The organism is Pseudomonas sp., assembly GCF_048269965.1.
Taxonomy (GTDB): Bacteria; Pseudomonadota; Gammaproteobacteria; order Pseudomonadales; family Pseudomonadaceae; genus Aquipseudomonas.
Genome location: NZ_JBLWTV010000013.1, coordinates 15567 through 34538, shown reverse-complemented (window position 1 = coordinate 34538; position 18972 = coordinate 15567). Strand labels below are relative to the sequence as shown.

At 64.8% G+C, this 18972-nt stretch carries 18 protein-coding genes; 7 read left to right on the top strand and 11 right to left on the bottom strand.

Annotated features, from left to right (window positions below):
* Nucleotides 1–22 precede the first annotated feature (22 nt).
* The gene (locus ACN0X6_RS15750; RefSeq protein ID WP_417705292.1) at nucleotides 23–1258 is read left to right on the top strand and encodes a diguanylate cyclase domain-containing protein; all 1236 of its coding nucleotides are present in this window, start codon (nucleotides 23–25) and stop codon (nucleotides 1256–1258) included.
* Here the strand turns inward: ACN0X6_RS15750 and ACN0X6_RS15745 are convergent, their stop codons facing one another.
* The gene (locus ACN0X6_RS15745) at nucleotides 1259–1990 is read right to left on the bottom strand and encodes a substrate-binding periplasmic protein (protein ID WP_417705290.1); all 732 of its coding nucleotides are present in this window, start codon (nucleotides 1988–1990) and stop codon (nucleotides 1259–1261) included. It lies immediately after the preceding gene.
* 206 nt (nucleotides 1991–2196) lie between these two features.
* Between ACN0X6_RS15745 and ACN0X6_RS15740 the strand changes: the two genes are divergently transcribed.
* Together ACN0X6_RS15740 and ACN0X6_RS15735 are read left to right on the top strand one after the other, a co-directional pair.
* Nucleotides 2197–3381, top strand: coding sequence for an NAD(P)/FAD-dependent oxidoreductase (locus ACN0X6_RS15740; protein WP_417705288.1), 1185 nt, complete (start codon nucleotides 2197–2199; stop codon nucleotides 3379–3381).
* Between the two features lie 112 nt (nucleotides 3382–3493).
* Nucleotides 3494–5305 (top strand): SLC13 family permease, encoded by a 1812-nt coding sequence (locus ACN0X6_RS15735; protein ID WP_417705287.1) that lies wholly within the window; start codon nucleotides 3494–3496, stop codon nucleotides 5303–5305.
* 8 nt (nucleotides 5306–5313) lie between these two features.
* On the opposite strand, the gene ACN0X6_RS15730 is transcribed toward ACN0X6_RS15735, so the two are convergent.
* From ACN0X6_RS15730 to ACN0X6_RS15700, 7 genes are all read right to left on the bottom strand, one after another.
* Nucleotides 5314–5949 carry an intradiol ring-cleavage dioxygenase gene (locus ACN0X6_RS15730; RefSeq protein ID WP_417705285.1) on the bottom strand — a complete coding sequence of 212 codons (636 nt, stop codon included), beginning with the start codon at nucleotides 5947–5949 and terminating at the stop codon, nucleotides 5314–5316.
* A gap of 36 nt (nucleotides 5950–5985) precedes the next feature.
* Entirely contained in the window at nucleotides 5986–7110 is a 1125-nt protein-coding gene (gene ald / locus ACN0X6_RS15725) for an alanine dehydrogenase (protein WP_417705284.1), read from the bottom strand.
* A 91-nt stretch (nucleotides 7111–7201) separates the two neighbouring features.
* The gene (locus ACN0X6_RS15720; RefSeq protein WP_417705282.1) at nucleotides 7202–7885 is read right to left on the bottom strand and encodes a glutathione S-transferase N-terminal domain-containing protein; all 684 of its coding nucleotides are present in this window, start codon (nucleotides 7883–7885) and stop codon (nucleotides 7202–7204) included.
* The gene (locus tag ACN0X6_RS15715; protein WP_417705280.1) at nucleotides 7882–8583 is read right to left on the bottom strand and encodes a glutathione S-transferase N-terminal domain-containing protein; all 702 of its coding nucleotides are present in this window, start codon (nucleotides 8581–8583) and stop codon (nucleotides 7882–7884) included. Before ACN0X6_RS15715 ends, ACN0X6_RS15720 begins: the two co-directional genes overlap by 4 nt.
* Before the next feature lie 63 nt (nucleotides 8584–8646).
* Nucleotides 8647–9243, bottom strand: coding sequence for a TetR/AcrR family transcriptional regulator (locus ACN0X6_RS15710; RefSeq protein ID WP_417705278.1), 597 nt, complete (start codon nucleotides 9241–9243; stop codon nucleotides 8647–8649).
* A 31-nt stretch (nucleotides 9244–9274) separates the two neighbouring features.
* Nucleotides 9275–10036 carry a slipin family protein gene (locus ACN0X6_RS15705; protein ID WP_160019036.1) on the bottom strand — a complete coding sequence of 254 codons (762 nt, stop codon included), beginning with the start codon at nucleotides 10034–10036 and terminating at the stop codon, nucleotides 9275–9277.
* Nucleotides 10036–11421 (bottom strand): NfeD family protein, encoded by a 1386-nt coding sequence (locus ACN0X6_RS15700; protein ID WP_417705276.1) that lies wholly within the window; start codon nucleotides 11419–11421, stop codon nucleotides 10036–10038. The genes ACN0X6_RS15705 and ACN0X6_RS15700 overlap by 1 nt, the downstream gene beginning before the upstream one ends.
* Before the next feature lie 276 nt (nucleotides 11422–11697).
* Here ACN0X6_RS15700 and yccS point away from each other — a divergent pair, with 276 nt between their 5' ends.
* The 4 genes from yccS (at nucleotide 11698) to ACN0X6_RS15680 (ending at nucleotide 16560) form a co-directional block, all read left to right on the top strand.
* A complete protein-coding gene (gene yccS / locus ACN0X6_RS15695; protein ID WP_417705274.1) occupies nucleotides 11698–13869 on the top strand; it encodes a YccS family putative transporter in 2172 nt (723 codons plus the stop codon).
* Between the two features lie 57 nt (nucleotides 13870–13926).
* Nucleotides 13927–15726 (top strand): 7TM diverse intracellular signaling domain-containing protein, encoded by a 1800-nt coding sequence (locus ACN0X6_RS15690; RefSeq protein WP_417705273.1) that lies wholly within the window; start codon nucleotides 13927–13929, stop codon nucleotides 15724–15726.
* A 52-nt stretch (nucleotides 15727–15778) separates the two neighbouring features.
* Entirely contained in the window at nucleotides 15779–16261 is a 483-nt protein-coding gene (locus ACN0X6_RS15685; RefSeq protein ID WP_417705271.1) for a GreA/GreB family elongation factor, read from the top strand.
* Between the two features lie 65 nt (nucleotides 16262–16326).
* Nucleotides 16327–16560 carry a DUF2789 domain-containing protein gene (locus tag ACN0X6_RS15680; RefSeq protein ID WP_196475507.1) on the top strand — a complete coding sequence of 78 codons (234 nt, stop codon included), beginning with the start codon at nucleotides 16327–16329 and terminating at the stop codon, nucleotides 16558–16560.
* 43 nt (nucleotides 16561–16603) lie between these two features.
* Here the strand turns inward: ACN0X6_RS15680 and ACN0X6_RS15675 are convergent, their stop codons facing one another.
* The 3 genes from ACN0X6_RS15675 to ACN0X6_RS15665 are packed head-to-tail and all read right to left on the bottom strand — an operon-like array spanning nucleotide 16604 to nucleotide 18734.
* A complete protein-coding gene (locus ACN0X6_RS15675; protein ID WP_417705450.1) occupies nucleotides 16604–17104 on the bottom strand; it encodes a YgjP-like metallopeptidase domain-containing protein in 501 nt (166 codons plus the stop codon).
* A gap of 39 nt (nucleotides 17105–17143) precedes the next feature.
* Nucleotides 17144–18244, bottom strand: a complete 1101-nt coding sequence (locus ACN0X6_RS15670; protein ID WP_417705269.1) for a PQQ-dependent sugar dehydrogenase — start codon at nucleotides 18242–18244, stop codon at nucleotides 17144–17146.
* Nucleotides 18245–18257: 13 nt separating this feature from the next.
* The gene (locus ACN0X6_RS15665; protein WP_417705268.1) at nucleotides 18258–18734 is read right to left on the bottom strand and encodes a hypothetical protein; all 477 of its coding nucleotides are present in this window, start codon (nucleotides 18732–18734) and stop codon (nucleotides 18258–18260) included.
* Between the last annotated feature and the right edge of the window lie 238 nt (nucleotides 18735–18972).

Below are 18972 nucleotides of genomic sequence, written 5' to 3'. Positions count from 1 at the left end.
ACGGCCTGGGCCGGAGTCACCCATGCGCAATATTCTGGTCATTGAAGACAGCCCACTGGTACTGAAGATCCTCGAGCATCTGTTTCGTCAGGAAACCGATCTGGAGCCGATCTTCTGCGCGTCACTGGCAGAAGCGGAGGTCATGCTGGAGACCTCGGCGGCACTGTTCTTCGCTGCCATCGTCGATCTGCACCTGCCGGATGCGCCGGATGGCGAGAGCGTCGATCTGGTGATGCGCTATCACCTGCCATGCATCGTGCTCAGTGGCAGCTACAACGAACAGCGCCGCGACGAATTGCTGATGAAAGGCGTGGTCGACTACGTGCTCAAGGAGAGCCAGCACTCCTACGAGTACGCCTTTCGTCTTCTGCACCGACTCGACCACAACAGCCATATCAAGATTCTCATCGCCGACGACTCCACGGCGCAGCGCCACTACATCCGTCATATCCTCGAGCCGCACCACTATCAGATCATCGAGGCCAGCGACGGCAGGGAGACCCTGCGCCAGTTGGGCGAGCACCCGGATATCGACCTGCTGGTGCTCGACCATGCCATGCCCGGCGTCAGCGGTTTCGAGCTGGTCAAGCTGCTGCGCCAGAAACTGCGCCTCAATGACCTGATCATCATCGGCGTGTCCGCCGACCCCAAGGGCTCGCTCAGTGCGCAGTTCATCAAGCACGGTGCCGACGACTTCCTGCGCAAACCCTTCTGCCCTGAAGAGCTGAACTGCCGGGTAATGTCGACCCTGGAGCGACGCGACCTGTTGCGCGCACTGAAAAAGGCCGCGCAGTTCGATGCCCTGACCGGCCTGAACAACCGCCGCGCCTTCTACGAACAAGGCATGCAGATACTGCAGAAGGCGCAACGGGAAAGTCGCGAGGTCAGCGTGGCCATGCTCGATCTCGACCACTTCAAGCAGATCAACGATGGCTTCGGCCATGCCAGTGGCGACAGCGCCCTGGTGGTGTTCGCCCGGGCGATGAGCAATGCCTTCCCCGACATGCTGCTGGGCCGTCTGGGCGGCGAGGAATTTGCCCTGCTGACCCTGCATGGCGCGGATCATGTGGCCCAGGCTCTGGATAAACTGCGCCGACAGTGCGCCAGCCTGCACTATGCCGCTGGCGCGCCCGCGCTATCGTTCAGCGCGGGCCTCTATCAGGGTGAACCCGAGGATCTGGAAAGCCTGCTGCATGAGGCCGACATTCGCCTGTACCGGGCCAAGCAACAGGGGCGTGCCCGTACCATACTGGCCTGATCAGGGGCTGTGGCGCTGCAGCGTCGCGGCATAACTGCCGTCGTCGCTCATGGCCTGGATCGCCGCATCGAAACGCCTGGCAATGTCGCGATGCTGCGCATGGCTGCGGCGTATCAGGAGATGCAGGCCGTTCTCGCTCAGGGGCAGCGGCAGAAACTCCAGTTCATCGCGGATGGCGCTCAGCGTGCGCCCCAGCAGGTGGCGCGCGACCAGCTCGTCCTCCAGCGCCAGCTGGACGCGCCCGGCATGCAGCATCCGCGCGGCGATCTCGAAACTGCCGACACCAACCTTGAGCAGCTGCGGATCGCTGTCGAATTCCCTGGAATAGGCATAGCCCCTGACCACCGCGATGCTGTGCGGGTAGAGATCGGCCAGGGTCTCGAACTGGATGTCGCTCCCCTTGCGCCGCATGAAGCGGATGCGGTTGACCAGATAGGGCCGGGAGAAATAGCCGTACTCGGTGCGGTCGGCGCTGTACCAGGCGTTGATCAGCACATCGTAATCGCCACGTTTGAGCCCCAGCACCGCACGCTCCCAGGGCACCTCCACATAGCGGGTGGTGTAGCCGGCACGGGCGAGCGCCTGCTCCACCAGATCACTGGCCAGACCTTTGCCGGGCAGCCTCTGATCATTGAACGGCGGCCAGGGGTCGGCCACCAGGCGCAACAGCTCGGCCGAGGCCAATACCGGCGACAGCAGCAAGAGCAATAGCCAGGCACGCACTGCGAGCATGGGTGGCGGTCCATCCGAGATGATCTGTTCTAGTGATAGCAGGCACAACGCCACTCGTCACTGTCTCATATCTGAGACAGTCGATCGGGCGTTACACGCTTGCCAGCCACACGGCGACAGAAAAGTCGGCGCAGAGCGGCTTCGGGTAAACTTCAGCGGTTTTCACGCAGCGCTGGCTGCGTCATCGATTCACCTGAGGACATTTCGTGTTGCAAACCGACGTACTGATCATCGGCGCAGGCGCCGCCGGGCTGATGTGTGCTGCCACTGCCGCAGCCCGTGGCCGCCGCGTGCTGGTGCTCGACCATGCCAACAAGGCCGGCAAGAAAATCCTCATGTCCGGTGGTGGCCGCTGCAACTTCACCAACCTGTACTGCGAGCCGAACAACTTCCTCTCCGGCAACCCACACTTCTGCAAGTCCGCCCTGGCGCGCTTCACCCAGTGGGACTTCATCGGCCTGGTGGCCAAGCACGGTGTGCCCTACCACGAGAAGAAGCTCGGCCAGCTGTTCTGCGACAACAAGTCCAGCGACATCCTCGAACTGCTGCTGGCCGAATGTGCCGAGGCTGGCGCACAGATTCGCCTGAATACGGCGGTACACAGTATCGAGAAGACCGAAGGTGGTTTCCTTCTGCAAAGCGACCTCGGCGAAGTGGCCTGCCAGTCACTGGTGATCGCCAGCGGCGGGCTGTCGATCCCGACCCTCGGCGCCACCGGCTTCGGTTATCAGGTGGCCAGGCAATTCGGCCACGATTTGCTACCTACCCGCGCCGGGCTGGTGCCTTTCACCCTCACCGACCCGCAGCTCAAGACGCTGTGCACGGAGCTTTCCGGCACCTCGGTGGAGGACTGCCGGGTGAGCTGCAATGGCCAGAGTTTCGTCGAGAACATCCTCTTCACCCACCGTGGCCTGTCCGGCCCGGCGATCCTGCAGATCTCGTCCTACTGGCAGCCGGGCGATACCGTGCATATCGACCTGCTGCCGCATATCGATCTGCCCGAATGGCTGGCCACCCAGCAGCGCGAGCGTGGCAACAGCGAGCTGAAAACCCTGCTGGCCGAGCTGTTCACCAAGAAGATGGCGACCCTGCTGGTCGACAGCTGGTTCAGCAACAAACCGCTCAAACAGTACACGCCCGGCGAACTCAAGACGATTGCCGAGCGCCTGTCCGACTGGCAGCTGGTACCGGCAGGCACCGAAGGCTACCGCACGGCAGAAGTGACCCTGGGCGGGGTGAATACCGACGAGGTGTCATCCAAGACACTGGAGTCGCTCAAGGTACCGGGGCTGTATTTCATCGGCGAAGTGCTCGACGTCACCGGCCACCTGGGCGGCTTCAACTTCCAGTGGGCCTGGGCGTCGGGCTACGCCGCCGCGCAATACGTCTGAGGCTGGACTATTGCGCCCCATTCGACGGCGCAGCGGGAACTGCCGACGCGGCGCAGACTCTGCTATGAACAGCAGACCAGAAGTCTGCACATAACAGGGACGGCACCGCCTCATGACGCTCGAACAAGGCCTGATTTTCGTCATTCTCGTTGCCAGCATGGGGTTGTTCATCTGGGGCCGCTGGCGCCATGACGTGGTAGCGCTGGGCGCGCTGTTGGCGTGCGTGATCGTTGGCCTGGTGCCCGAGCGCGAAGCCTTTGCAGGCTTCGGTCACCCGGCGGTGATCACCGTCGCCTGCGTGCTGGTACTCAGCCATGGTTTGCAGCGCACGGGGGCGGTCAGTCGACTGGCCCAACGACTGCTGCCCAGCGGCGCTGGCGTGCTGCTGTCGATCGCCGCATTGACCGGCCTGGGCGCGCTGCTCTCGGCATTCATGAACAACGTCGGCGCCCTCGCCCTGCTGATGCCCATCGCCCTGCAGATTTCTGCACGCCTGGAACTGCCGCCGGGGCGCGTGCTGATGCCGCTGGCCTTCGGCACCATCCTCGGCGGCATGACCACGCTGATCGGTACACCGCCGAACCTGATCGTCTCCAGCTTTCGCGCGCAGAATGGCAGCGGTCCCTTCGCCATGTTCGATTTCAGCCCGGTCGGTGTCGCCGTGGCAGTGGCCGGCGTGCTGTTCATCACCCTGCTCGGCTGGCGCCTGGTGCCCAAGCGCGAAGTCGGTAACGCCGCCAGCTTCGACACCGGCCATTACCTGACCGAGGCGCGAGTCAAGGAAGGCGGCAAGGCCCAGGGCAAGACCCTGCGCGAGATCGAACAGTTGCTCGACGAGGCCGACGCCCAGGTGGTGGCCATGGTGCGCAACAAGCTGCGCCTGACTGCGCCCAACCCTCGGCGCGTGCTGCAGGCCGACGACGTACTGGTGATCGAGGCCGACCCTGAAGAACTGGGCGAAGTGCTCGGCCAGCTGGACCTGTTGCTGGAGGCCGAGCGCGAAGCCGAGGAAGCCGAGCAGCGGCAGGACCAGGACGCAGATACAGAAAAGAAGGCCAGCAACGGCGAAGACCGCGCCATGCAGGAGCTGCTGGTCAAACCCGACTCGTCACTGATCGGTCGTTCTGCCAGCAGCACGCGTTTGCGCAGCCGCTATTCCATCAACCTGCTGGCGATCTCCAGACAGAGCCATCGCTCGATCAAGCGCCTGCGCTCGACCCTGATCCAGGGCGGTGACGTGTTGCTGATGCAGGGCAGCGCCGAGGATATCGGCGAGTTCGCCAGCGACTATGACTGCGTGCCATTGGCCGCACGCGCCATCAACATTCCCGATCCGCGTCAGGCCAATCTCGCGCTCGGCATCATGCTGCTGGCCATCGCTGCCGCCGCCTTCGGCCTGCTCTCGGCTGCGATTGCCTTCGCCAGCGGTGTCCTGGCCTACATGCTGCTGCGTCTGGTGCCGCTGCGCGCCGTCTACGAGTCCATCGACTGGCCGGTGATCGTGTTGCTCGGGGCCTTGATGCCGGTAGCCGGTGCGATGTCCGCCACGGGCGCAGCCGATCTGCTGGCACGCCTGCTGATGGAGAACCTGGCACAGGGCAACGCCATCATCACCCTGACCCTGTTGCTGGTGGTGACCATGACCCTGTCGGATTTCATGAACAACGCGGCGACTGCAGCTGTGATGTGCCCCATCGCGCTGAGCGCCGCCAGCCAGCTCGGCGTCAGCCCGGACTCGCTGCTGATGGCCGTGGCTATCGGCGCCTCCTGCTCGTTCCTCACGCCCATTGGCCACCAGAACAACACCCTGATCCTCAGCCCCGGTGGTTTCCGCTTTGGCGACTACTGGCGCCTGGGCCTGCCACTGGAGATCCTCGTGGTGCTGATCAGTGTGCCCATGCTGCTGTGGATCTGGCCGTTGTAATCATCCATTCAAGCGCTCGGGGTGATGCCGAGCACCACGTCGAAGCGGGCAACCTGTTCGTCGGTCTGCCCGCTCACCGGCACGAAGGGCACGACCAGCAGTTCGCGCAAGCGTGGGTCGCGGATCGCGTTGAGCAGGCCATCGCGCTGATTGAGCGGTTCGCCTTGGACATAGCACTGGGTGGAGAAACGCGGCAGGCCGGGCAGGGTCACCGCCAGATGGATATGCGGCGTGCGGCCGGGATAGGGCACCGGGCGGATGGTACGAAAGCGGTAGCGCCCATCGGCCGCGGTGGTGAAACGGCCATAACCCTGGAACCCGGGATCGAGCCTCTGGCGGTCACCGCCGCGACTGTGCAGGTAGATACCGTTGGCATCCACTTGCCAGATTTCCACCCGCGCCCCCGCCAGTGGTCGACCGCCCGCATCGAGGATCGAGCCATGCAGTTGCACGCGAATTCCGCGTGCCTCTGCGGCCTGGCCTTCGACTCGCACCAGGTCGTTGTCGTCATCCAGCGGTAGTTGGTCGGGGTAGAAGGGGCCGAGCGTCTGCCGTGGCGTCAGCAGGCGCTCGGCCAGCGCCAGTGCCGGGCTGGCCAGCAACGCGCCGCCGGCGGCGAAGAGGAGATGACGACGGCTGGACATGGTCTTTTCCTCCGTAGCGCGCAACCCGGGCGGCCCTCATGACAGATGCTCCAGCACCCCGGCGGCCGATTGAAAAGGCAGGCCATGGGCCTCGGCCACGCTGCCGCAGGTGATTGCCCCCCTGGCCACGTTGAGCCCATTCAGCAGATGCGGGTCGTCTTGCAAGGCGCGGCGAGTACCCTTCTGGGCGAGCGCCACGACGAACGGCAGGGTGGCGTTGTTCAGTGCCAGGGTCGAGGTGCGTGCCACCGCGCCGGGCATGTTGGCCACGCAATAGTGCACCACATCATCGACCACATAGGTGGGCTCGGCATGGGTCGTGGCGCGGGAGGTCTCGGCGCACCCACCCTGGTCGATGGCGACATCCACCAACACCGCGCCGGCCTTCATCTGCCGCACCATCTCCGCTGTGATCAGCCTGGGCGCGGCAGCCCCGGGAATCAGCACCCCGCCAATCACCAGGTCAGCCGCCAACACCTGCTCACGCACCGCCGCGCGAGTGGAGTAGAGCGTGGTGATGCGATTGCCGTACTGGGCATCGAGCCGGCGCAGCGCGTCGACGCTCTTGTCCAGCACCGTGACATCGGCGCCCAGGCCGACCGCCATCGCCAGGGCATGACTGCCGACCACGCCGCCACCGAGAATCACCACCTTTCCCGGCGCCACGCCTGGTACGCCACCCAGCAATACGCCACGCCCGCCGCGGGCTTTTTCCAGGCAGCCGGCGCCGGCCTGGATCGACATGCGCCCGGCCACTTCCGACATCGGCGCCAGCAACGGTAGCCGGCCCTGTGCATCGGTCACCGTCTCATAGGCGATGCAGGTGGCACCGCCGGCCATCAACTCTTCGGTCTGTGCGCGATCCGGCGCCAGGTGCAGGTAGGTGAACAGCGTGTGGTGGGCGCGCAACCTGGCGCGCTCCACCGCCAGAGGCTCCTTGACCTTGACGATCAACTGCCCCTGCTGGAATACCTCGGACGAATTACGGGCGATCTGCGCGCCCGCCTCGAGGTAATCCTCGTCGGCGAAACCGACAGCGGCACCGGCATCGGTTTCGATCCAGACCTCATGGCCGAGTGCCGTCAGCTCGGCCACCGACTGCGGCGTGAGGCCGACTCGGTACTCGTGGTTCTTGATTTCCTTGGGTACGCCGATTCGCATAACCATCTCCAACCATTGCGGGCCAACAGTTGCAGTCTAGGAAAGCGTGAGCCAGCTCACAGGAAAATCCACGAGAAATTTCGTCCGTCCGTCACTGCCCGAACAGCAGCCGCCGTGCCTCTGCGGTGAGCAGAGCCTGCGGATCGGCGTTCACCTGTTCTACCAGCGCATAGGCACGCTGCACGGCAGGGCGTGCATCGATGCGTTCGAGCCAGGCGGCCATGTTGGGGAAATCCTCCAGTTTCTGTTGCTGCATCTTCCACAGCTTGGCCCAGGGGTAGATGGCCATGTCGGCGATGGAGTATTCCCCCGCCACGTAGTCACGACCGGCCAGTTGATGGTCGAGCACGCCGTAGAGGCGCGCGGTTTCCTTCACATAGCGGTCGATGGCGTAAGGAATCGGCTCTGGCGCGTAGCGCACGAAGTGGTGGTTCTGCCCCGCCATCGGGCCAACGCCGCCCATCTGCCAGTACAGCCACTGCAGCACGGTGAAACGCGCGCGTGTCTCGCGCGGCAGGAACTGCCCGCTCTTGTCGGCCAGGTATTCGAGAATCGCCCCGGACTCGAACAGGGCGATGGGCTCGCCACCATCGGCCGGCGCTCGATCGACGATAGCGGGAATGCGGTTGTTCGGTGCGATCTTGAGAAACTCGGGTGCGAACTGCTCGCCCTTGCCGATATGCACCGGAACGATGCGGTAGTCCAGCCCGGCTTCCTCGAGAAAGATGCTGACCTTGTGGCCGTTGGGCGTGGTCCAGTAGTACAGGTCTATCATTGGTTTTCCTCCACGTGGATCGCGGCCCGCTTGACCGGGCCGTGAGTCGCTTCATACGTCTGCAGGATGCGCGCGAACCAGGCGCCCAGCGCCGAATCGTCGGCCCAGGGTTGCGCGCCCAGGCACCAGGCCCAGAGCAGCATGCCGGCCAGCAGGTAGTCACAGCCTCCAGGAGCCTGGCCTTCGAGGAAGGGTTGTTCGCGCAGCCACATCTCCAGCGGCGCCACACCTTCACGGAACAACCGCTCACCGCCCTGCGGATCGGCGAACGCCTCCAGACTCATGCCCAGCGCCTTCTCCCGGCTGCTGCGGAAATATTCGCGGTCAGCCGGGTCGATCACCTGCCAGACGCGCGGGATCAGCATCTTCAACAGCGGCACACGCACCATATGAAAGCTCAGGCGCTCGACCAGGCGGGCGCGCTCGGCAGCCAGCGCGTCACCGAGCAAGGGCTGCTGCGGATAACGCTGATCCAGGTAAGCGAAGATCGCCAGGCTGTCATGCACCGTTTCACCCTCATCGGTCAGCACCGGAACCAGCTTCTGCCCGGAAAAAGCGATCAACTCCTTGTCGGTGAAACGTGTCGGTCGGCTCTGCCAGTCCAGCCCCTTGTGCGCCAGCGCCAGACGTACGCGCCAGCAGTAGGGCGAGAACACCAGCTCAGGATCGGCACCGCATAACTCGAACAATTCCCGCATACCACCCCCATTCAAAACCAATCAGTCCAAAAACCAAGCGAACAAAACCCAGCACAGGACGGCTCAGGCGCAATCCAGGCTGGCCATCACCACTGCCACGGTGGCGCGGATCGAATCCGCCGGCACCGCAGATTTCACCTGGGTACGCAGCCCGCTCATCACACATTGCAGATAACTGGCGCGAGCCGCGAGGTCCTGAGCGCTCCTCAGCTCGCCACAAGCCACGGCGCGTTCGAGCGCCTGCTCGAAGACCTGGCAGATACCCGCCGTGGCCTGTTGCAGAACCGGCACCAGCGCCGGCTCCGACAGGGAAAATTCATTGGCGACATTGACCAGCATGCAGCCACGCGGCACGCCGTCAGGGCCGTCGTCTTCGAGCACACTGAGCAGTCGCTCGCGGATGAAAGCGAGCGGCGAGGTGCTGGCAGCAAGCTGTTCCAGCAACAAGGCACGACGCTGCGCTACGTAGCGGCTGAAGGCAGCGACGAACCAGGCCTGCTTGCTCGGGTAAGTCTGATAAAGGCTGCTCTTGGACAGCCCGGTGGCCGCCTGCAGGTCCTGCAGCGACGCGGCTTCATAACCGCGTTGCCAGAACAGCTGCATGGCGTTTTCCAGGGCCCGGTCCGGGCAGAAGGTCTTGGGGCGTCCACGTGTCGTCATGCACGCAATTTAGAACCGATCGGTTCTAAATTCAAGCCTTAGGCTCCTTCAGATCGACGATGCCGCGCAACAACTCCACCGGTAGCGGAAAGACGATGGTCGAGCTCTTGTCACTGGCGATATTGCTCAGCGTCTGCATGTAGCGCAGTTGCATGGCGCCTGACTGGCGGCCGAGCATCTCGGCGGCCTGCATGAGTTTTTCCGAGGCCTGCAGCTCGCCTTCGGCGTGAATCACCTTGGCCCGCCGTTCGCGCTCGGCCTCGGCCTGCTTGGCGATGGCGCGGATCATCGACTCGTCGAGGTCGACGTGCTTGATCTCGACGTTGGCCACCTTGATGCCCCAGGCGTCGGTCTGCGCGTCGAGCACCTGCTGGATGTCGAGGTTGAGCCGCTCGCGCTCGGCGAGCATCTCGTCCAGCTCGTGCTTGCCGAGCACAGCGCGCAAGGTGGTCTGCGCCAGCTGGCTGGTGGCGACGTGGTAATCCTCGACCTGGATGATCGCCTTCTGCGCGTCGAGCACGCGGAAGTAGACCACCGCGTTGACCTTGACCGAGACGTTGTCGCGGGAGATCACGTCCTGGGTCGGAACGTCCAGCACGATGGTGCGCAGGTCGACCCGTACCATCTGTTGCAGCCCGGGGATGACCAGCACCAGGCCCGGCCCCTTGACCCGCCAGAAACGGCCGAGCTGGAACACCACGCCACGCTCGTATTCGCGCAGGATGCGAAACGATGAGACGAGCAGTGCCAGGACGATGATTACCAACGACAGAAAACTCAGTTCGAAACCCATCAGTGACCTCCTTGGGGCGGTGATTCATCCACCGCGCTGACCTGCAGATGCACGCCATCGCGCGCCGTGACTCGTACCTGCTGCCCAAGCCGTAATGGAACAGCGCCCTGCACCTGCCAACGTTCGCCCTGCAGCGCCACCCAACCGGCGCGCGGATCGTCGTCGCGCACTGCGGTTATGGCCACCAGGCTACCGACCAGAGCGCTGTCACCGGCTACCTGCTGACGCCGCCTGGCCCGAAGTGCCATACCGACTATGGCCAGGATCAGCGCGGCACTGACCAGCGCGAGGGTGAAGATCAGCGCCAGCGGGATGCCGAAGCCCGGCACGTCGGTGTCGATCAGGATCAGCCCGCCGAAGACGAACGCCACCACCCCGCCGATGCCGAGCACGCCGAAGCTGGGCAAGAAGGCCTCGGCGCTGATGAAGGCAATACCGAGCAGGATCAACGCGACCCCGGCGTAGTTCACCGGCAACAGCTGCAGGGCGTAGAGCGCGAGCACCAGGCTGATGCCGCCGAGCACACCGCCGACGCCGCTGCCGGGATTGGAAAACTCGAAGAACAGGCCGTAGACACCGATCATCATCAGGATCAGCGCCACGCTGGGGTTGGTGATCACCGCCAGCAGCCGGGTGCGCCAGTCCGGCGCATGGCTGATCAGCGGCGCACCGGCGGTGGCCAGGGTGACTTCGACGCCTGCGGCTTGCAGGGACTTGCCGTCCAGCTGGCGCAGCAGGTCGCTCAGGTCCCTGGCCAGATAGTCGATCACCTTCTGCTCCAGCGCCTCCTCGGCGGACAGACTGACGGCTTCGCGCACCGCCTGCTCGGCCCACTCGGCATTGCGTCCGCGCATATTCGCCAGACCGCGAATGTAGGCGGCCGCATCGTTGACCTGCTTGGCGGTCATGGCATCGGCCGGCATCTTGTCGGCTTCACCCTTATTCTGCGCGCCCTCCTTGTCCTCGCCCGCCGGTTTGCTCGGCGCCCCCGGCATGCCAATGGCCACCGGCGTAGCGGCGCCGAGATTGGTGCCCGGCGCCATGGCGGCGACATGACTGGCGTAGAGGATATAGGTGCCGGCGCTGGCCGCCCGCGCGCCACCGGGGGCGACATAGCTGGCCACCGGAATCGGGCTGGCGAGAATCGCCTTGATGATGGCGCGCATGGAGGTATCCAGGCCGCCCGGCGTGTCGATTTCGATCACAACCAGTTGCGCACCCTCGTCCACCGCCTTGGCCAAGCCGCGCACCAGGTAGTCGGCACTGGCCGGGCCGATCACCCCATCCACCTGCAGCTGCACCACCGCGCCCGGCGCCGCACTCGCCGCCACCGAAGCGCAGAGGATCAGGGCACACAGACACAGACGCAAGCAGCCAGGTAACACGTTCGACTCCCAGGCCCCGCGTTGATACGAACAGGTGGCGGAGGGCCTCTGTTGAGCATAGTTCACGCCTCCAGCGGCTCCCGCGACAGGACCGGCGGATGTGCTACAGGGGATGTACGGTTGCGCCAGCAGTTGCTACCTGTAGGAGCGGATTTATCCGCGATAAGCGCGAAGAACTCACGAAAGGGGTCACGCCGAACAGATCGCCGGCAGACAGATACCCAACGGCCAACCAGTTCCGGTAGGCTGCTCAGATCGTTTCCGACCAGACTCCCTATGCCCCGCCCTCGCCTTCGTCAATCACTGCGCCGCCTCTGGGCACTGGACAAGTTCAGCGCCAGCCTGCGGGTATTCATCGCCCTGGCCGGAGCCCTGGCGCTATGCGGGTGGCAGGGCTGGATGCATGGGCTGATCCCACTGTTTCTCGGCATCATCGCCAGCGCCCTGACCGAGACCGACGACAGCTGGCAAGGCCGCCTCGGCGCAGTGCTGGTCACCCTGGCCTGCTTCAGCGCGGCGGCCTATGCGGTGGAATTCCTCTTTCCCTATCCCTGGTTGTTCGTCATCGCCCTGGCCTTTTCCGCCTTTTGTCTGACCATGCTCGGCGCACTCGGTGAACGCTTCGCCACCCTGGGTTCCGGCACGCTGATCCTCGCGGTGTACAGCATGATCGGCGTCGAGCAGCGCGGCGGCGTCGCCGGCCTGTGGCTGGAGCCGCTGCTGCTGGTGGCTGGTGCCGCCTGGTACGGCCTGCTGTCGGTGATCTGGCATGGCCTGTTCGCCCATCAGCCGGTGCAGCTCGCCCTGGCCCGACTGTTTCGCGAACTGGGCAAGTACCTCAAGCTCAAGGCAGCGCTGTTCGAACCCGTGCGCCAGCTGGATGTGGAGCAACGCCGTCTGGAGTTGGCCCAGCAGAATGGCCGCGTAGTCTCCGCACTCAACGCGGCCAAGGAGATTATCCTGCACCGGGTCGGAGGCGGTCGCCCAGGCCCCAAGGTCAATCGTTATCTGAAGCTGTACTTCCTTGCCCAGGACATCCACGAGCGCGCCAGTTCGTCGCACTACCCTTACAACGAACTGGCCGAAGCCTTCTTCCACAGCGATGTGCTGTTTCGCTGCCAGCGCCTGCTGCGTCTGCATGGCGAAGCCTGCCAGCGCCTGGGCAGTGCCATCGAGTTGCGCCAGCCGTTCGAATACCGCGAGCTGTGCAGCCAGGCGCTGGAAGACCTGCATGCCTCCCTCGACCACCTGCACCTGCAGAGCAACCCGGCCTGGCGCCGCCTGCTGCGCTCGCTCGGCGCACTGGCCGGCAACCTCGCCAGTCTCGACCTGCTGCTCGGCAATGCCAGCAACCCCGACGCCCTGGCCGATGAGCAGGACAGCAGCCTGCTGGATCGCGAACCGCATTCGTTGCGCGAGGTCATCGAACGTATCGGCCAGCAACTGACACCCACCTCGCTGCTGTTTCGCCACGCGCTGCGCCTGTCCATTGCTCTGGCTGCCGGCTATGGCCTGCTGCACCTGATTCATCCGACCCAGGGCTACTGGATTCTGCTGACCACCCTGTTCGTCTGCCAGCCGAACTACGGCGCCACGCGTCTAAAGCTGGTGCAGCGAATCGTCGGCACCCTGATTGGCCTGGGGTTAGGCTGGGCATTGATCGATCTGTTCCCCGACCCACGCATCCAGGCCCTGTTCGCCGTGGTCGCCGGCGTCGCCTTCTTCGCCACACGCAGCACGCGCTACACCCTGGCCACGGCGGCGATCACCCTGCTGGTGCTGTTCTGCTTCAACCAGATCGGCGATGGCTACGGCCTGTTCCTGCCGCGCCTGGTCGACACCTTGCTCGGCGGCATGCTGGCCGGGCTGGCGGTGTTCCTGATCCTGCCGGACTGGCAGGGCCGGCGCTTGGGGCGCATGTTGGCGAGCACGCTGAGCTGCAACAGCGCCTACCTGCGACAGATCATCGCCCAGTACGCACACGGCAAGCGTGACGACCTCGGCTACCGCCTGGCTCGACGCAACGCGCACAACGCCGATGCAGCGCTGTCCACCACACTCGGCAACATGCTGATGGAACCAGGGCATTTCCGTAAGGACGCCGACCTTGGTTTTCGCTTTCTGGTGCTGTCGCACACCCTGCTCAGCTACCTCTCCGGGCTCGGCGCCCATCGTGGCGAGCAGTTGCCGCAGACGGCCCAGGCACAATTGCTGGAACAGGCCGAAGCGCTGGCGAGCAGCCTCGATGACATCGCCACCGGCCTGCGCGGCGAGCAACCGTTGGCCATTCACAGCGACGAGGAACAGGCACTGGCGCAGAGCCTGGAGCAGATCGCCGACGACGTCGACGAGCGCCAACGCCTGGTGCAGACGCAACTGGCGCTGATCTGCCGCCAACTCGCGCCCCTGCGCACGCTGGCCGCGCATCTGCAGAAGGATCGCCACTAGCAGGCTCACGGGGCTTTCTGCCACTATCTGACGACGCCTAGTTCCCAGGCCTTGCCCATGCCAGCCAACCGACACACCACCCTCACCTACCTGGCCTCGCTGCCGGGTCTGCTGCTGGTGTGCAGCCTGCTGTTGGCGTGCCAGGTCACTCTCGCCAGCACGCGCCTGGACGACAGCAGCGCAGCACAGGATCTCTATGGACGGGTCGACTTTCTCGCCGATCCCCAGAGCGCGCTGAGCCTGGACGACGTTCGCGCTGTCGACGCCCCTTTCCAGCCCTCCTTGAACCGCCGTGACCTCAGCTTCGGCTACGTGCCGGGGGTGATCTGGCTGCGCCTGGCGCTGCAATCGGATGCCCAGCAAAGGCGCGTCTGGCGCCTGGAGCTGAATTACGCCTCACTGGACGAGGTACGCCTGTACGACACCGGCGCCGATGGCGTGCGCGAGTCGCGCAGCGGCGACACCGTGCCCTACGCGCAGCGCAGCGTCGGCCATCGCAACCCGGTATTCGAGATCGCCCTGCAGCCCGGCGAGCAACGCACGCTGTACCTGCGCGTCGACTCGCGCGGTAGCATGACCCTCAGCGGCACCCTGATGCCTGCGCGCGATTTCGAGCAGCACAGTCAGAATGGTTATCTGGTGCATGCCATCTACTTCGGCGTGCTGATCGCACTGGGGCTGTACAACCTGCTGCTGTTTCTCGCCCTGCGCGAACGGCCTTTCCTCAACTACGTGCTGTTCATGTTCGCCTTCGCCCTCAGCGTGCTGTCGCTCAATGGTCTTGGCGCGCAGTATCTGTGGTCCGAAGCTGCGCCCTGGAGCAACCGCATGCTGCCGGTCAGCCTGACGTCGGCGGCGCTGCTGTCGGTGGTGTTTGCGCGCAGCTTTCTCGATACCCGCCAGTGGCTGCCGCGCTGGGACAAGGGCCTGCTGATGCTGTCCATCGCCATCGGCGTGGCCGTCTTGGCCAGTGTGCTGCTGCCGCTGCAGCGCGCGCTGCAGCTGATGTCGCTGACCGGCCTGATCGCCACCCTGACACTACTGCTCACCAGCTTCGTCTGCGTTGGCTACCGGGTGCCCGGCGCTCGCCTGTTCGCCCTGGCCTGGCTGATGCTGCTGACCGGCGCGGTGCTGCTGGCGTTGCGCAACTTCGCCCTGATCCCGTCGAACTTCCTTACCCTGTACGCCATGCAGATCGGCTCGGGGCTGGAGATGATCCTGTTGTCCTTTGCCCTGGCCGCACGCTTCAACGAACTCAAGCGCCAGCGCGAGGCCGCGCTGCAGCTCAACGAACAGATCCTCGCCAAGCGCGTCACCGAACGCACCCAGGCCCTGGAACAGGCCAATCAGCGCCTCAGTGAGCTGGCCCTGCAGGACCCGCTGACCGGCCTGGCCAACCGCACCGCCCTGCAGCAACACCTGGAACAGGCACTGGCGCGCAGCCTGCGGCGCAACGAACTGCTCGCCGTGATGCTGATCGACCTGGACGGTTTCAAGCCGATCAACGATCAGCACGGCCATGGCTATGGCGACCTGGTACTGGCCGAAGTCGCGCAGCGCCTGCGGCAGTACGTGCGCGATAGCGATCTGCCTGCCCGCCTCGGCGGTGACGAGTTCGTGGTGATCTGCGAGAGCGTGCAATCAGCCGAACATGCGCACGAACTGGCCCAGCGCCTGCTGGAAGGGCTGGACACGCCGATGTACCTGGAAGATCGTGCCGTACGCGTCGGCGCCAGCATCGGCATCGCCCTGAGCTGCGGCGCCGATGATGCCACCCAGCTGATCCGCCTGGCCGATGCCGCCATGTACCGCGCCAAGGCTGAAGGTCGCAACCGCGTGCAACTGGCCACCCAATAGCTTTGAAGAGGGGCCGCCGTCCCTTTCACCAACCCGAATCCGAAAACGCACCATGGACAAGAATCTGCTGCTGCAAGACGTGCTCAGCCATCTGCAGACCGACCTCGAGCAGGCCAGCCTCGCCGCCCTCAGCGCCCACGAAGCGGCCACCCACGAAGAGAATGTCGCCGAGAACAAGTACGACACCCTGGGCCTGGAGGCCGCCTACCTGGCCAGCGGTCAGGCGCGTCGCGTCGAAGAACTGCGCCAGACCCTGATCACCTGGCGCCAGTTGCGCCCGCGCCCCTTCGATGTCGAGCAGGGCATCCAGCTCGGCGCGCTGGTACAGCTTGCGACCGAGGATGGCCACGAACAATGGCTGTTCCTTGGCCCACCGGGCGCCAGCATGAAACTGCAACTGGCCGGCCAGAGCATTCAGGTGCTCGGCCATACCGCACCGCTCGGGCGGTTGCTGCTCGGCAAGAAGCCCGGCGACGAGATAAGCCTGCCAGTAGGGAGCCGCCAACAGGTTTTCGAGGTGCTGACAGCCGCGTAAACGGAACTATCTGGGCTAGGGTTGGTAATGAGCGATGAACACCACGCCTTGCGAGAGCCCATACCATGGAAAACCCGACCCACAGCCTGCCAGCCCTGTTCAAGCAGCTCGGCCTACCTGACGATGCCGCCAGCATCAGCGCCTTCATCAGTACCCATTCGCCGCTGCCAGCCACTTGCTCGCTGGCCGATGCGCCGTTCTGGAGCCCGGCGCAGGCAGCCTTGCTGCGCGAGGAAATTCTCGAAGACGCCGACTGGGCCGAGGTAGTCGATCAGCTCAACCTGCGCCTGCACAGCTGATACACCGGAGTCTTCCACCGGTGCGCATGGCGCACCCTACGACTCAGCCGGTGCCGGTCATTTCGCGCCAGGTCAGGTACATGCGCAGGTCGAATTCGATCTGCGCATAGCCCGGCAACATGTGATCGCACAGCTTGTAGAAGGCCTTGTTGTGATCGGCCTCCTTCAGGTGCGCGAGCTCATGCACCACGATCATCTGCAAGAAGGCCGGCGCCGCGTCGCGAAACAGCGAGGCGACGCGAATCTCCTTCTTCGCCTTGAGCTTGCCACCCTGCACCCGCGAGATCGCCGTGTGCAGGCCGAGGGCGCGGTGGGTGAGGTCAAGACGATTGTCGTAGAGCACCTTGTCGATGGCCGGTGCGTTCTTCAGGTGCTCCTGCTTGAGCGCCATCACGTAGCCGTACAGCGCCTTGTCGCTCTGCACCTCATGCCGGCCCGGATAACGCTGCGCCAGGTAGTCGCCCAGGCGGTCATCGGCGATCAGTTGGCGAACCTGCTGCTGCAAGGCAACCGGATAACCCTGTAGATACTTCAACGCTACGATCCCATTTTCATCAGGACCGCCAGTGTAACGGATGCCGCGCTATTCGCTGGGCACCACACGCAGCAGGCGCCCCTGTGGGTTGTCGGTGAGCAGATAAAGCGCGCCATCCGGCCCGCTGCGCACATCACGAATGCGCTCGCCCAGCTCCTCGAAGAGGATTTCCTCACCGGCCAGCATGCCGTCGCGCACGCGAATGCGTCGTACGCTGCGCTCGGCCAGGGTGGCGGCGAACAGGTCGCCCTGCCAGTCGGGGAACAGTTCGCCGCGATACAGGGTCAGGCTCGACGGCGCCACCGAGGGCGTCCAGTGCAGCAATGGCGAGGTCAACCCCGGCAGCTCGGTGTAGGGGCTCACGCGCGCACCGGTGTAATCGATGCCGAAGGTAGCCAGCGGCCAGCCGTAGTTGTTGCCGGCCTCGATCAGGTTGAGCTCGTCGCCCCCGCGCGGGCCGTGCTCGTGGCTATACAGGCGGTTGTGCTCGGCGTCGTGGAAGATGCCCTGGACGTTACGGTGACCGAGGCTGTAGATCTCCGGCGCAGCGCCTTCCTGCCCCACCAGCGGGTTGTCCTGCGGCACGCTGCCGTCGCGGTTCAGGCGCACGATCTTGCCCAGGTGGTTGGCCGGGTTCTGCGCCTGCTCGCGCCAGTCGAAGCCATCGCCCAGGGTCAGCACCAGGGTCTTGTCGGCGAGAAAGGCGATACGCCCGCCGTAATGCGCGGCGCCAGCCTTGAGCGGCTGGGCGGTGAACAGCACTTCGAAGTCGTGCAGCTCGTCATCCACCAGGCGGGCACGGGCCAGACGCGTGTTGTTGGCCTCCAGCGAGCCGTGGGCATAGGTCAGGTACAGCCAGCGGTTGTCGCTGTAGTCGGGGTCCAGCGCCACTTCCATCAACCCGGCCTGGGCAGCGATGAAGGCCTCGGGCAGGCCCGCCACCGGCTCGGGATCGACACTGCCGTCGACTTCGATGATGCGCAGCCGTCCGGCACGTTCGGTAACCAGCATGCGCCCGTCCGGCAGGAAAGCCACGGCCCAGGGGTTCTCCAGGCCTTCGCTGAAGATTTCGACACGGTAGTCCTGGGCCAGCAGCGGCGTGCTGACGAACAGGGCGCCGAGCATCAGCGCGCGGGTGCTTCTCAACATGGGCAACGCCTTGTCACAGAGAGTCGGAGGAAGTCGGCTGCGTCCGGTAGCGCACGCGTCGGCCGAGCTGGCCGAACAGCAGCGCACCGACACTGCCGCAGGCCATCAGTCCGAGCGTGCCGAACGGGCTGCGGTCGGCAGCGATCAGGGTCGGCATCGGCGCCAGCGCATTGGCCAGTGCCAGTGCCGTCCAGATGGCTGCAGCGCCGGCCAGCACGAAAATCAGCCAACGCAGCGGCGGCATGCGCCGCGCCAGCCAGGCCGCGAGCGGCAGGGCGATGAGAAAACCCAGGGCACTGAGCAGAGCGAAGGTCGGGGCGAAGCCGAGCAGATCGAGGCAGGTGGTGCCGACGCGCACATCCAGCGGCATCGGTGCGCCGAGCGCCTGCAGCGCGGCGAGATTGCTCTGGGTCTGGAAGATCGAGGCGAGCAGCGAAGCCAGCAACACGGCAAGAAGGAAAGCGAGCAACAGACGTGGCTTGCTGGACATGGGCGGCAGGTTCCCGGAGACAGTGCACGAATTATGGCGTACCCCGCCTATGACTTTGCTCCGGGAGTTTTACAGGGTTTTACCTGCGCAGCGAACCGCCCAGGCAATCGCCACTGCGCGCCCAAAGCGGGCGAGGTCATCTGGAGCAAAGAGCGCTCATTTATTGACGCCAACAACACGACGAATGGTGCTCAGGCATTGCCGCATCATGCCGCTATAGAGCGTGCCCTGAGCTGCA